This window comes from Xanthomonas campestris pv. campestris str. ATCC 33913 (genome assembly GCF_000007145.1).
Lineage (GTDB): Bacteria > Pseudomonadota > Gammaproteobacteria > Xanthomonadales > Xanthomonadaceae > Xanthomonas > Xanthomonas campestris.
In genome coordinates this window covers 1,195,298-1,209,269 of record NC_003902.1, presented here as the reverse complement: position 1 = coordinate 1,209,269, position 13,972 = coordinate 1,195,298, and the positions used below count along the sequence as shown (strand labels likewise).

At 65.6% G+C, this 13,972-nt stretch carries 10 protein-coding genes; 3 read left to right on the top strand and 7 right to left on the bottom strand.

Features of this window, described 5'->3' with window-relative positions; all coding sequences use genetic code 11:
* Positions 1-944: 944 nt before the first annotated feature.
* From pilH to XCC_RS05415, 3 genes are all read right to left on the bottom strand, one after another.
* Positions 945-1,331 (bottom strand): twitching motility response regulator PilH, encoded by a 387-nt coding sequence (pilH, locus tag XCC_RS05425; protein ID WP_011036249.1) that lies wholly within the window; start codon positions 1,329-1,331, stop codon positions 945-947.
* A 316-nt stretch (positions 1,332-1,647) separates the two neighbouring features.
* Positions 1,648-2,538 (bottom strand): DnaJ C-terminal domain-containing protein, encoded by an 891-nt coding sequence (locus tag XCC_RS05420; protein ID WP_011036248.1) that lies wholly within the window; start codon positions 2,536-2,538, stop codon positions 1,648-1,650.
* Positions 2,539-2,680: 142 nt separating this feature from the next.
* Positions 2,681-3,157, bottom strand: coding sequence for an Hsp20/alpha crystallin family protein (locus tag XCC_RS05415; RefSeq protein ID WP_011036247.1), 477 nt, complete (start codon positions 3,155-3,157; stop codon positions 2,681-2,683).
* A 160-nt stretch (positions 3,158-3,317) separates the two neighbouring features.
* On the opposite strand from XCC_RS05415, the gene XCC_RS05410 reads away from it, so the two are divergent.
* Together XCC_RS05410 and XCC_RS05405 are read left to right on the top strand one after the other, a co-directional pair.
* Positions 3,318-3,800: a peroxiredoxin gene (locus tag XCC_RS05410; RefSeq protein ID WP_011036246.1), complete on the top strand. Its 483-nt coding sequence runs from the start codon at positions 3,318-3,320 to the stop codon at positions 3,798-3,800.
* A gap of 42 nt (positions 3,801-3,842) precedes the next feature.
* Positions 3,843-4,403, top strand: coding sequence for a ferritin-like domain-containing protein (locus XCC_RS05405; RefSeq protein WP_011036245.1), 561 nt, complete (start codon positions 3,843-3,845; stop codon positions 4,401-4,403).
* Positions 4,404-5,030: 627 nt separating this feature from the next.
* Here the strand turns inward: XCC_RS05405 and pbpC are convergent.
* From pbpC to XCC_RS05385, 4 genes are all read right to left on the bottom strand, one after another.
* Complete coding sequence (gene pbpC / locus XCC_RS05400) at positions 5,031-7,454, bottom strand: penicillin-binding protein 1C (RefSeq protein ID WP_011036244.1); 2,424 nt, start codon at positions 7,452-7,454, stop codon at positions 5,031-5,033.
* 104 nt (positions 7,455-7,558) lie between these two features.
* Entirely contained in the window at positions 7,559-8,398 is an 840-nt protein-coding gene (locus XCC_RS05395) for a CPBP family glutamic-type intramembrane protease (RefSeq protein ID WP_011036243.1), read from the bottom strand.
* Between the two features lie 69 nt (positions 8,399-8,467).
* Positions 8,468-9,415, bottom strand: coding sequence for a glycerophosphodiester phosphodiesterase family protein (locus XCC_RS05390; RefSeq protein WP_012439027.1), 948 nt, complete (start codon positions 9,413-9,415; stop codon positions 8,468-8,470).
* Positions 9,416-9,518: 103 nt separating this feature from the next.
* Positions 9,519-12,623: a TonB-dependent receptor gene (locus tag XCC_RS05385; protein ID WP_011036241.1), complete on the bottom strand. Its 3,105-nt coding sequence runs from the start codon at positions 12,621-12,623 to the stop codon at positions 9,519-9,521.
* A 771-nt stretch (positions 12,624-13,394) separates the two neighbouring features.
* Between XCC_RS05385 and XCC_RS05380 the strand changes: the two genes are divergently transcribed.
* A complete protein-coding gene (locus XCC_RS05380) occupies positions 13,395-13,862 on the top strand; it encodes an REP-associated tyrosine transposase (RefSeq protein ID WP_011036240.1) in 468 nt (155 codons plus the stop codon).
* Positions 13,863-13,972 lie beyond the last annotated feature (110 nt).

Here is a 13,972-nt window from a genome sequence, read left to right as displayed (position 1 = left end):
GGGCCAGTCCCGCAGTGCCGCCGTGTTGTGATTTCGATGATTCTACTAGATGGGGCAGACCGGCCGTTTTGAAAGGGCCAGATTGGTGCGGCGTGGTTTAGCCGGCGGCGGATTGGGGGTGGGTGGTTGCCGGGGCCGGGCGGAGGCCGGGAAGGCGGGAAGCGAGGGTTAGGCCTGGTCTGGAACGTGGATGAGGAAGGCCACAGGGCGCCAGGTGCACCCGATAGGCGGGTTGGCCTTGATGGGCGGCGAGCGTACGGGACAGACCTGGAAAGCCGGTCTTGGCAGGCGGCCACCCACCATCGCGCCGAGCACCCACAGCGGGCAGGCAGGACGAGAGGCGTGCTGATGCTGATGCTGGGTTGGCGGGATGACTCCCGTGGTCAGAGGACCTGGACCTTCTGCCGGGCATCTGAGCTGTGCCAGCGCCACCCTGCCCGCCGGCCCTCGACCACTGACAGGCTCGCGCCCTGCTAATGCAATCACACCACCCGACGCTGGGGGGCATTCTGGTTGGCTGTCTATCCGTCACTTCCAGCAGCTCGTCCAGGCACGGTTTTTAACGTGCTCCGATTCGCCGAGCAGACACCGCGCATGCGCTAATTCAAGGAAGGGCTGCCGCACTGCCGGTGCGATCGCACGCCAGCGGCTTGTCAGTCTGATTGGGCGAGCTGTCCGGTCACTTCCAGTAGCTCGTCTCCCGGAGGACGGCTTATGACATGCCCGGACTGCCGCCCACCTATCGCGCGTGCGCATGCTTCAAGAAGTCCGGGCGCACTGCCGGGTGCGGTCACGCAGCCAGCAGCTCGTCTTTACTGATCGACCATCTATCGGGTCACGTCCAGCAACTCACTTCCGAAGGATGGCGTATCGCGTGCCTGGACCCTAAAAGCGCCTATCTCCCGTGCGCCCAAGCAAGAAAGGCTGGCGCACTGCCGGCGCGATCACGCCGCCGGCGGCTCGTCTTTCTGGTTGAACACCCGCTCCATCACTTCCAGCAGCTCGTCTTCGGAGAACGGCTTGGTGATGTAGGCGCGGGCGCCCTGGCGCATGCCCCACATGCGGTCGGTGTCCTGGTCCTTGGTGGTCACCAGGATCACCGGGATGTGCTGGGTGGTGGGCTCGCGCTTGAGCGTGCGGGTGGCCTGGAACCCGTTGAGGTTGGGCATGACCACGTCCATCAGCACCAGGTCCGGCAGTGCCGACTTGGCCGCTTCCACGCCGGCGGCGCCGTCGGTGGCAGTGATGGTTTCGTGCCCCAACTTCTCGACGATGCGCTGAATCCCCAGCAGCTGCGACGGCGAGTCGTCGACAATCAGAATACGTGCCATGTGTTTCCCCTAGTGTGCGCGGCGAGTGTAGTGCGCCGGCCGCGCTTTCGGTAGCTGGTCGTGGCGTTTGCGGGGACCCGGAGAGCCTGGGTGCGATGGGCGTTGGCGGCCCGAAGCACATAGCCCTGTCGAGGCGATAGCGAAGAACGCAGCGCTTCGGGCCATCGACCGGCCAACGCCATGCCGGGCAGCGATCGCGACGCGATTCGCGGCCATTCAAAACACCACGCCGGCAACCCGCACCACCGGCCCTGCAGCCGGGCAATGCAGCGCGCGCTGACACATCAGCACGCGCTTCATCACAACACCCACTGCGTCAGATCGATTCGCCGAAGGCCTTGGCCAGCGTCCGATACGCCTTCTTCTGCGCCTCGTCGGTGGGCGCCGGGGCCAGGATTTCCAGCTCCACGATCTGGTCGCCCGGGGTGGCGCCCGGCAAGCCGCGGCCGCGCAGGCGCAACTTGCGCCCAGCCTCGGAATCGGCCGGCACCTTCAGCTCCACCGCACCGCCCAGCGTAGGCACGCTGATGGTGGTGCCCAGCGCGGCCTGCCACGGCATCACCTGCAGCGTGTACAGGATGTTGCGCCCATCCACTTCGAACTGCGGGTGCGCGGCGTGTTCAATTTCCAGCAGCAGGTTGCCGCCGCCGTTGCCCTGCCCGCTCAGGCGGATCACCTGGCCGGGCTGGATGCCCTTGGGCACGCGCACGTCCAGCTGCTTGCCGGTAATGGTGATGCGCACGCTGTCGCCGGAATACACCGCTTCCAGCGGCACCGCCAACTTGGCGCGGGTGTCGCCGCGGGTCTGTGCGCCCGGGCCGGCACCGGCGCCCGGGCCGCGTGGGCGGCCGCCGCGCTGGCCGGCAAACAGGCTTTCGAAGAAATCGCTGAAGCCGCCGCCGGCGCCGCCGTTGCCGAACACTTCCTCATAGTCGAAGCCCTGCCCGCCGTTGAAGTTGGGCGGGGTCTGGAACTCGTCGCCCGGGCGGTAGCCCTGCGCCTTGAGTTGGTCGTAGGCGGCGCGCTTTTGCGGGTCGCGCAGTGCCTCGTAGGCTTCGTTGATCGCCTTGAACTTGTCTTCCGCGCCAGCCTCCTTGCTGACATCGGGGTGATATTTGCGCGCAAGCCGGCGGTAGGCGGTCTTGATTTCCGCCTCGCCAGCGCTCGGTTCGACGCCCAGCGTCGCGTAGTAATCCTTGAATTCCATCCATCACCTCTGAAAAAAGAGCGGCCCGCAGCCGAGGCCACGAGCCAGTCATTCGCAGCCGGGCGGGCGACCGCGCCTATTCTACGGCGCGGCCGTCGCCGGGGAGCGAAGCCGCGCGGGCTCCGCTCCAGGTCCGCAGCGCTTACTGCACCGTGGTACCACCGCCGTCCTGGCCGCCACCGACCTGGATGCGGCGCGGCGTGGCCGCCGGGCGCTTGGGAATGCGGATTTCCAGCACCCCGTTACGGCCGTCGGCGGTGATGCCGTCGGCATCGGCACTGTCGGGCAATGCGAAGCGGCGGTGGAAGCTGCCGTAACGGCGCTCGATGCGCGAGAAGCGCTCGGTCTCGCTGCTGGACTCGCTCTTGCGCTCGCCCTTGATCGACAGGATGCCCTTGTCCATCTGCACCTCGATCTGGCTGGGGTCGATGCCCGGCAGGTCGGCATACAGCACGAACTGGTTGGCTTCTTCCTTGATGTCCACGCGCGGGACCCACTGCGCGGTGACAACGGCCGACTCGTCGGTATCGCCGCTTTGCTCGAAGAAGCGGTCGAACACTTGCTTGATCTCGTTCTGCAGGGCGTGGGTGGGCCACTGTGGGTAACGGACGATGTTCATGAAAGCCTCCAATGGTTGAGTGACGGGCGGGCCGCGCCGGTGCTCACCGGTGCAACCGGCCATGCGCGTCAGATAGGCGTGCGCGTGCGGATTTCAAGCGCGTTGACGCGCTTTTCCCCTTCGCCTTTCTAGACTTTGTTCAGCCACAGGAGCCCCACCCATGACCATCCAAGTTGGTGACCGTATTCCCGAGGTGGTGCTCAAGCACCTGCGCGAGGGCATCGAAGCGGTCGACACCCATACGTTGTTCACCGGGCGCAAGGTGGTGCTGTTCGCGGTACCGGGCGCCTTTACGCCGACCTGCTCGGCCAAGCACCTGCCCGGCTACGTGGAGCAGTTTGAAGCGTTCCGCAAACGCGGCATCGAGGTGCTGTGCACCGCGGTGAACGACCCCTTCGTGATGCAGGCCTGGGGCCGCAGCCAGCTGGTGCCCGACGGCCTGCACCTGGTGCCGGATGGAAACGCCGAACTGGCCCGTGCACTGGGGCTGGAGATCGACGCCAGCGGCTCGGGCATGGGCCTGCGCTCGCGCCGCTATGCGCTGTATGCCGACGATGGCGTGGTGAAGGCGTTGTTCGTCGAAGAGCCCGGCGAGTTCAAGGTGTCTGCCGCTGACTACGTGCTGCAGCATCTCCCCGATTGATGCATTGATTCCCCCGTCCACACAGAAGGAACCCGGCCAGCCATGTCTACACAGCCAGCCAACACCCCCGCCACCGGTCTTACCGATACCGCCACCCTGCGCGCCCGCGCACGCCAGAGCATCGAAGACGGTGCCATCACCGAGAGCTACCACGCCGATCGCGAGAAGGTGATCGAACTGCTCAACACCGCGCTTGCCACCGAATACGTGTGCACGCTGCGCTACTACCGCCACTACTTCATGGCCAAGGGCATGCTTGCCGACGCGGTGAAAGGCGAGTTCCTGGAGCACGCGCAGCAGGAACAGGCGCACGCGCACAAGCTTGCCGAACGCATCGTGCAGCTTGGCGGCGAACCGGACCTCAATCCGGACACGCTGACCAAGCGCTCGCACGCGGAATATAAGGAGGGCACCGACCTGCGCGACATGGTGCGCGAGAACCTGATTGCCGAGCGCATCGCCATCGACAGCTACCGCGAGATGATCGACTTCATCGGCGACAAGGACACCACCACCAAGCGCATCCTGGAAAGCATCCTGGCCCAGGAAGAAGAGCACGCCGACGAGTTCGCCGACATGCTGGAAGGCTGGATTGGCGAGTGAGTTTTGGCGTATCGGAGCTGATGCGCCGATAGCGTGCTTCACGTGATGCAGAGACAACAGGGCGCCTATGGCGCCCTGTTTTTTTTCCCGCATCGATGAACTTGTGGCCCGGCGTGGCTAACACGATGGGCAGCGCTTCTTGCATCGACCACACAGGCGACCATCATTCGTAGGAGCGCCCTTGGGCGCGATGGGCGTTACCGGGAAAGCCCATCGCGCCCAAGGGCGCTCCTACAAAAGCCGCGGCTGCGTCTGCAGATGCGTGCGGCGCTGGAAGAAACAGTTTTTGCTTTGGCCGTGGCGGATGACTGGATGGGCGAGGCTTCTTCCATCGGCCACACAAGCAGCCCTAATCTCGTAGGAGCGCCCTTGGGCGCGATAGGCGTTACCGGGAAAGCCCATCGCGCCCAAGCGCGCTCCTACAAAAGCGGTCGCTGCCTCTGTAGATGCATGCGGCGCTGGGAGAAACAGTTTGCTTTGGCCGTGGCGGATGACTGGATGGGCAGCACGTCTCCCATCAGCGACACCGGCAGCCCTAATCTCGTAGGAGCGCCCTTGGGCGCGATGGGCGTTACCGGGAAAGCCATCGCGCCCAAGGGCTCCTACACACGCGCTGCAGCATCGTGCTCAACGCAAGACGCGAAAACGCACCTGGGTCCAGGCGCCGTCGCTGGCCATCGCGGTCAGGGTGTGCGTGCCCACTTCCGCAAAATCACGCTGGAATCCCTGGCGCCCGGCGGTCTGGGCAATCCAGCGGCCGTCCAGCAGCCAGTCGATGCGCGCTTCGCTGCCAAGCGCGCGCAATTGCAGGCGTACCGGGCGTGCGGTGTCGTTGGCGCGGGCCAGCGTGGCGCGATCGGTCAGGCCGTCGATGCGCAGCACGCCACCGCCGGTCATGCGGCCGTCGGGCAGGCAATCGGCGGCCAGTGGCGGCAGCTGTGCGGCGGCACGCTCGGCAGCGGTGAGCCAGGGTGATACCAGCGCCGGCCAGCGCGCCAGGCTGCGTGCGGCGCGCGGATGCGGCTGGGTGCATTCCTGCGAGAGCCGCTGGCCGCTGCGGGCGTCCACCTCGTACTGCAGTTGCCCGCTCTGCCACAGCCGCGCATCGCGTTCGGCGAAGGTGGGCGGCACCGCGCCGTCGAGTACGAAGGCCTCGTGGCGGCGCGCGCACAAGTTTGGCGGCGTCTGCGCGGCGGCAGTGCCCAGCGGCCAGCAGATCTCCAGCGCCTGCACGCTGGCCGGCATCGGCATCGGGGCGCTGTCGCCGGCCGCGCGCGGCAAGGCATCGATCACCTCGAACATCAGCGGTAGCGCGGTGACTGCGCCGTACTGCCCCGGCAACGGCGTGCCATCCGGTCGGCCGACCCACACACCGACCGTGTAGCGGCGCGTCCCGCCAATCGCCCAGGCATCGCGGTAGCCGTAGCTGGTGCCGGTCTTCCACGCCACGCCCGGGCGCGCGGTGGTGTCGAAGGTGCCGCTGGCATACCCGGGGCGCGGATTGCTTTGCAGGATCTCGCGCACGATCCACGCCGCGCCCGGCGACATCAGCCGCCGATCGATGCGCGGATCATCCGGCGTATAGCGCACATGCCCGGCAATGCCACCACGCTGCAGGGCCGCGAACGCACCCACCAACTCCTGCAACTGCGCACCGGTGCCGCCCAGGATCAAGGCCAGGTTCGGCGTGCTGCCATGTGCAAAGCGCAGCGCAATGCCGGCGTTGGACAAGCGCGCGGCAAAGCGCGCCGGGCCGATGCGATCCAGCAAATCCACGGCCGGCACGTTCAACGACAGCCGCAATGCCGTGGCTGCGGCCACCGGGCCGTTGAAGGCCGCATCGAAATTGCCGGGGCGATAATTGCCGAAGCTCTGCGGCGCATCCACCAGCAGGCTTTCCGAATGGATCACGCCATCGTCCAGCGCCATGCCATACAGGAAAGGCTTGAGCGTGGAACCGGGCGAGCGCCAGGCCTGCACCATGTCCACATGGCCCAACCGCTTGCGGTCGCCAAAGCTGGCCGAGCCCACGTATGCGCGCGCCTCCATGCTGGCGTTGTCCACCACCAGCAAAGCGGCCGAGGTGCGTTCGGGCAACTGCGAAAAATATGTGGCGACGCGTTCTTCCAGCGTGCGCTGCAGCTCCACGTCGAGCGTGGTGACGATGCGCGCGGCGCGTGGTTGCGCGCTGTGCAGGCGCTGCGCCAACAGCGCGGCATGCAACGGTGGTTTGAGTGAGCGCGTCACCACCGGTTCGAAGCGGGCATCGTCCACCTGTGCGCGCGACCACACGCCCAGTTCCACCATGCGGTCGAGCACTTTGTCGCGCGCCCGTTGCGCCGCTTCCGGGTGGCTATCCGGGCGCAGCCGGCTCGGCGACTGCGGCAGCACCGCCAGCAACGCCGCTTCGGCCTGCGACAACGCGGTGGCCGGCTTGCCCAGGTAGGCCCAGCTGGCCGCTTCCACGCCCTCGATGGTGCCGCCGTACGGCGCGCGCTCCAGATACAGCGCCAGGATCTGCTGCTTGCTGAGGTGCGCTTCCAATTGCAGCGCGCGCAGCAACTGCTTGGCCTTGCCCCAGGGCGTGCGCGTGTGCGGGTCGAGAATGCGCGCCACCTGCATGGTCAGCGTCGAACCGCCGGAGACGATGCGCCCGCTGCCGATCCACTGCTCGCCCGCGCGCAGCAGCCCCCACGGGTTCACGCCCGGGTGGTGCCAGAACCAGCGGTCCTCGTAGTTCAACAGCGCCTGCAGGTACAGCGGCGACACGCTCTGCGGCGTGGCCGGGTAACGCCACACGCCTTGCGCATCGGCAAACGCGCGCAGCGGCGTGCCATCACGCGCCACCACCAGGGTGGAGGTATCGCGCGACTTCGGCAGCGGTAGCGGAAAAGCCAGGTCCAGCAACAGCACGGCAGACAACAGTGCCACGGCGCTCCAGCGCAGCCACGTCAACCAGCGGCGGTGGCCGCGTTGGGCCACATCATCGGTGCCAGCGACGCGTTCCTGCGTCCTCTCGGTGCTTGCCTGCGCTTGCTGCTGTTCATCCATCCTGCGAAGCATGCAGGGCAAAACACATTTCGGCCACTCTTGCGCACCGCGCATCGGGTGAGCAGCTCACCTGCGCACTCCTGATTGACGTAATGACGAACGCGCTAGCTTGTAACGTCCGCACGCAGCGGGCGAGGCGGCGTTACAAACAGCCGCAGCAATCCCATCGCCAGGAATACGGCAGATAGCCGCAATGCCATGCCGAGCCAGCCACTGGCGGCCGAATCGGACACCGCGAAGACCGTCCAGGCCGCATTGAGCGAGACATGCAGCACCCAGCCGCTCCAGATCGTGTAACCGTCCTGCGCGTCCACAATGGCAAACAGCAGCGCGCCGATGCCGGTGATGGCGAAGATCAATAAGGCGTCGCCGCCTCCGCCGCCTGCCCCGAGCCAATGCACGCCGCCGAACACAACCGCCTGCACCAGCGCGGCGATCGCCGGACGCCAGGCCAGCGCGCGGTAGGCAAAGACAAAGCCGAAACCACGAAAGACGATTTCTTCGGCCAACGGAAACAGCAGCGCCAGCCACAGCAGGCCAAGCAGATCGCCGGTGCCGACCGAGGTGGATTGCGTCCACAGCCCAAGCCAGCACGGCAGTGTGGCCAACAGCGTCAGCGCCGGGCCGCGCAAACCGTTCCAACGCAGCCCCAGACGCGCTGCAATCTCGCCTGGCGTACCAGGACGCAGCAAGGCCGCTGCGACCAACACGACCACCACGCTGAGAAAATTGTCGGCAATCCCGCCGCCATGGGGCACGGGAATTTTCGGGATGGGCAAACCAACCGCCTTGGCCACGTCGCGCACCTGCAGCGCGATCAGCAGCACCACCAACCAGACGACATGCGGACTGAATTTGCGCAGGCGTGTATCGAGCGGCATGCAGACATCCTTGCGTGCAAACAACGCCTGACTATAGCGGCGGCGGGGTCCCCGCAGTGCCATGGGTCATGCTGCGCGGCGACAGTGCGCATCCGTCGCAAGCCTGCTGCGTGCAGCGAGGTAACGCGGCGCTCAACGCGTCTCCAGCGTCGCGCGATAGCGCAGCAAAGCTTCCGGCGCATCGGTCTGGATGATGGAGATGCCGTCGCGGTGCATGCGGCCCCAGACCTTGTCCGGGTCGCGCTCGGCATCGGCATCGCCGCCGTACCCGGCGATGAAGCCGTCCCACAGCGAGTTCACCATCAGGCGCACCTGGTGCGCCTTGCCCACCTTGGCCAGTGCGGGCAATTGTGCGGCCGCCATCTTGGGCAGTTCGAACGCGACCGGATGCGCGTTGCGTGTCTGCGCCGTTGCAATGGCCGCAAGATCGGCGCTGCCGTGCGCATTGATCAGGATCGGGAAGAAGTACACGCGGTCGAACGGCTGCATCGCTGCCAGCGGCGGCGTGGCGATCCCGGCTTCGGCCTTGACGATCACCTGGTGCTGCATGCCCGCGCGCGTGACCGCGTCGACCACCTGCACATAGATCGCATCCTTGACGTCTAGGTTCAGCAGGATGTGGCCCTTGGAGGCGGCCAGCATCTGCTCCAGCGTGACCACGCGCTGGTCGGTGAGCGGCGCCTGTGCCCCACCCTCGTCGGTGCGCAGCCGCAGCTTCTGCAGATCGGCCAGCGTGAGCTCGGACAGCTTGCCGGTGCCATCAGTGGTGCGGTCCACGGTGGCGTCGTGCAGCATCACCAGGGTGCCGTCTGCGGCGCGGCGCACGTCGGTTTCCATCACGTCCGCGCCGATGGCAATACAGCGTTGCAAGGCCGCCAACGAATTCTCCGGCGCGGTGTCGTTGAATCCATGGTCGGGCGCCGCGGCGTGGCAGCCGCGATGCGCCACCACCACGATGCCGCCGTCGGGATTGGTCAGCCGTGCCTGGATTGCGGCAACCCCCACCGGCGCGGCAGTCGCATCGGCGGCAATGGCTGCGCACAGCAGCGCGGCAAAAGAAGCAACAGACTGCAAGGTCATCGTACGGCTCCGCTTGAATGCGTGGGCAACGCGACGCATCCGCCAGGCGGCTGCATCGCGTTGCATGTGCTTGGATGGCCGCACACTGCGCGGCCATGGTTGTCTAGAGCGAGGGCGTAAAGCGCAGGCCCACCCAATAGGTGCTGGGCACCGAGTAACTGTCCTTGAGCAGGTTCTGCCCCGGGCCGGTCACGCTGCTGATGCGGCTGTGGGTGAGGTTGCTGACCTGGCCGATCAGGCTGAGCTGCTTGCTGACCGCATACGTCGCGGTGAAATCCAGCTGCGAACGCGGCGACCAGTACAGATCCTGCCAGTCGATGTTGCTGACGATCGCACGCAAGGCCTTGCCCTGCCGGTTGTAGGCGGCGCGCAATTCCAGGCCGCCGGTGTTGTAGAACAGCGTGGCGTTGGCGGTGTAGTCCGGCTGGCCGACCAGGTTGTCGAGCTTGCGCTCGCGCTGGCTGACGGTGCTGCCGCTGCCAACGCTATACGGTACGTCCAGGCTGCCATCGAGCAGCGCAAAGTTCGCACTGAAGCCCACGCCGCTGAGCCACGGTGCAATCGGCGCCAGCGTGTTGACGATGCCGTTGAATTCCACCCCGCGAATACGCGCCTTCGCAGCATTGGCCGGCGTACTGATCAACGCATTGGCGTAGGTGGTGCCATCGAAGGTAAAGCTATCGGTGCGCGAGAGCGTAAAGATCTCGTCCTGGATACGCTTGTCGAACACGGCAGTGGAGGCGAAGGCATCGAAGTCGCCCGGCAGCCGCCATTCCAGCGACAGATCCAGGTTGTTGGACACGCGCGGCTTGATGTCGGGGTTGCCGATGGTGACGGTGACGCCCTGCGCGCTCGGGTTGCCGGCGTCGGTGGTGTTGACGAAGCCGATCGAGGTGCGGGCTGCGTACGCATCGTACGGCGGGCGGCCAAGTGTGCGGCTGGCGCCGACGCGCAGGTCCAGTGCGTCGGTCAGGTGGTACGTCATGATCGCCGAAGGCAGCAGATAGTCGTAATCCGCATTGGTGGGGTTATCGACATACACGTAGCGGTTGCTGGCGGTGTCCAGCTGGCGCTGGCGGCCTACGGTGTTGAGCTTGGTGCTGTCCAAGTGCAGGCCGGCCTGCACGTTGAGACGCTCACTGCGGTAACTCACCAACCCGTAGCTGCCGAAGGTCTTTTCGGTATGGGTGAAGTTGTCCTGGTTGCTGAAAGCCTGCTGGTCGGTGCTGTTGAACGCGCTCAACGGCGTTGCCGCCAGCACGCGGTTGGCCTTGTCCGGATCGATGGTGATCAGGTTCAGACCGGCATAGCGCATCGGCGCCCTGCCAGTGCCCGCAACATCGGCCAGGCCGAACGTCGGTACGCTGGTGTTGGGCTGGTACTCCACGCGAAAGATGTCGTAAGACGGCTTGTCGGTGGTGTATGAAACGCCCGCGGCAAAGCCGATGCCCTGATCGCTTTCGCCTTGATTGAAGCCGTAATCAAGCCGCCCGGTGAGAATGCGATCGGCGGCGGTGCGTTTATAGTCCGGCCGCCAGTACGACAGGCTGTAGTTATCCAGATTGTTGTAGGCCTGCGGCGACACCCCGAAGCGCTGGTCAAAGCCGGAGGTGTCGTAATTGAACGCATAGTTGGGTGTGGCATTGACGGTCACGCCGCTACCGGTCTGCCCCACCGGTACCGCAGCCGGCCGATTGATGCCGGTGGCGTACTTGATCATGCGGATCGGCTCGTCATAAGTCGCATCCGACCACGAACCACGTGCAGAAAACTGCTGTCGATCGGTGGGCCGCCAGATGCTGCCCAGCTGCGCCACCTTGGTGCGCGTGGTGACGATCTGGTTGGAGTACCCCACCTCAATATCGCCACCGGGATAGCTGCCTGAGGTCGCGGTCTGGTTGAACACCTGGCCACGGTTGCGCGGGTCGATGATGACCTCGTTGCGCTCCATGTCGTCCTTGAAATAGTAGTAGCCGGCCATGGCGTAGGCCTCGAAGGCCGCACTCGGGCGCGCTTCAAACTTGCCGGTGACGCCATAGCGGTCGCGTTGGTTCTGCACGTACCAGTACTTATCCTGCTGCGGCACCGCCCAGCCATTGCCGAGATCGGCGCCGGTCTGCAGCACACCGTTGTTGTCGTAGAACCCGTAATGCACCATGTCGGTGGTCATGTGGGTTTCGGTGTAGCTACTGAGCGTCTGGTAGTTGGCCGAAAGCGTGAAGCCGTATTGCTGTTCGCTGCCGAAGGTGCGGCTGCCGGTGGCATTCAAGCGATACCCAGGGTCGTCCTGGTCGCGCGGCTTGCCCACGTCGTTGGCGTGGCCCAGCGCGGCTTCGGCGCTGAAGAACGGCTTGCCGCCGTTCTCGAACGCACTGCGCGTCTTGAGATTGATCGCACCGCCGGTGGCATTGGGATCGAGGTCAGCGGTGAACGTCTTGACCACCTGCAACTCGCTGACTATCGACGCCGGCAGCAGATCCAGACGCACGCCGCGGGTGATCGAGCCAAGCGTGCCATTGGGCGTGCCGGGCGAGGCGATGGTGAGCCCATCGATGGTGACGTTGTTGTACGACGGCCCCAGGCCACGCAACACCGGCGTGGCGGCTTCATCGCGCGGATGCTCGTTATCGGTGGCCGGCAACACGGATAAGCCAGGCACACGGCGCAGCGCTTCAACGATGGTGCTGTCGGGCAAGGCCCGCACGTCGGTTGCGCTGATCACATCGGTGATGTTGGTGGCCGCGCGCTTGCTTTCCACCGCCGCCGCGTTGGCACGCCGCACACCGGTGACCTGCATGGCATCGAGGGTTTGCACGCCTGTGGTGGCACTGGGACTGGCACTGGGACTGGCACTGGCGACTTTGCCTGTGCCTGTGTCTGAAGCTGCACCTGCACCTGCACCTGCACCTGCACCTGTCGCTGTCGCTGTAGTAGCGGTAGCTGTAGCAGACGTAGCGGTAGCGGTAGCGGGGAGATCTTGATTCGATGCCTCGCTTGATGTCTGGGAAGCATTCGCCGCCGCGGCTGGCGTTTCCGCATCACCGGCATCACCGCTTGCATCTGCAGGCGTCGCCGCGGGCGAGATCGGCGAGCGTTGCCCCGCAGCATTTGAAGCGTCGAGGGCCTGCGCCTGCACGCCCGACGAACAGGCCGCGATGGCAAGGGCAAGAACAGAGAGGTGCACACGGTACGAATCGGAGCGCTGCATGGAATCCCGGAAATCGCGCGGCAAGGGCGCCGCGTCTGTGCGAAAGCACGCCACCGTAGGCAGCCAGGATGACCTTTGCGTGTCGCGCACATAGCACCAAAAAGACAATGCGAACACCTGTCGCGCAATGCGAAGAACCGTAGGAGCGCGCTTGCGCGCGATGGGGCTTTCCCGTGAACGCCTCATCGCGCGCAAGCGCGCTCCTACCGGGGCCCCGTAGATCATGGACAACGGATTTACCCCTTCGCAGCGCCAGTGCCTACGTGAGGTGCTTCGTTCAACCACAGCTGGACGCAAACCCAACGTAGGAGCGCGCTTGCGCGCGATGGGCCTTTACCGGGAACGCCTCATCGCGCGCAAGCGCGCTCCTACCGGGGCCTCGTAGATCATGGACAACGGAATTACCCCTTTGCCGCACTGCCGCCACGAGATGTATCTCGTTTAACCACAGGACGACGCAACCCAAACGTAGGAGCGCGCTTGCGCGCGATGGGGGCTTTCCCAGGAACGCCTCATCGCGCGCAAGCGCGCTCCTACAAGGGCATCGCAGATCATGGATGACGGATTCAACCCTTCGCAGCGCCACCGCCATGAGAGGTGTCTCGTTCAACCACGGCTGGACGCAAACCCAACGTAGGAGCGCGCTCGCGCGCGAGAAGCTCTCCCGACAACGCCCGCCGCCCAAGCGCGCACTCCGGCGCGGAGTCCGCTGACCCCAATCCAGGGATTGCGCCAATGCAGCCCATCGACCAGGCACGTCAATCTGTTGGCATGACTGATCCCACTTCGCCCGGACATCGCGCCCTTCGCCGCGGCCGCCATTCGCTTGCGGGGCATTGCTACCTGCTCACCACGACAACCCACCAGCGGCAGCGCCTGTTCGACGATCCTCGCCTGGCTGCAAGCGCGTGTGGCGCATTTACCAAAGCAGCGCCCGCAGATGCCACCTTGCTTGCCTGGGTATTGATGCCGGATCACGTTCACTGGCTGCTGCAGTTGGGCCATCACACGCCGCTGGCGCGGGCTGTGGCGTGCCTGAAGGCTGCGAGCAGGCGTGCGGTCAACACGCAGCGTGCGATGCAAGCGCCCGTCTGGGCTCGCGCCTATCACGACCATGCCGTACGTCATGACGCGGATCTGCGTGCGGTTGCACGTTATGTCATCGCCAACCCATTGCGTGCCGGGTTGGTGCAGCGCATTGGCGCCTATCCGTTTTGGGATGCGATCTGGCTGGGGTAGAGGCGTGCCTGCGTGGTGAGGCACTCCCGGGAACGTTCCATCGCGCGCGAGCGCGCTCCTACAGTGATCACTACGGCTGTGCCGCTGATCGTGGCCTCATTGGAACTACG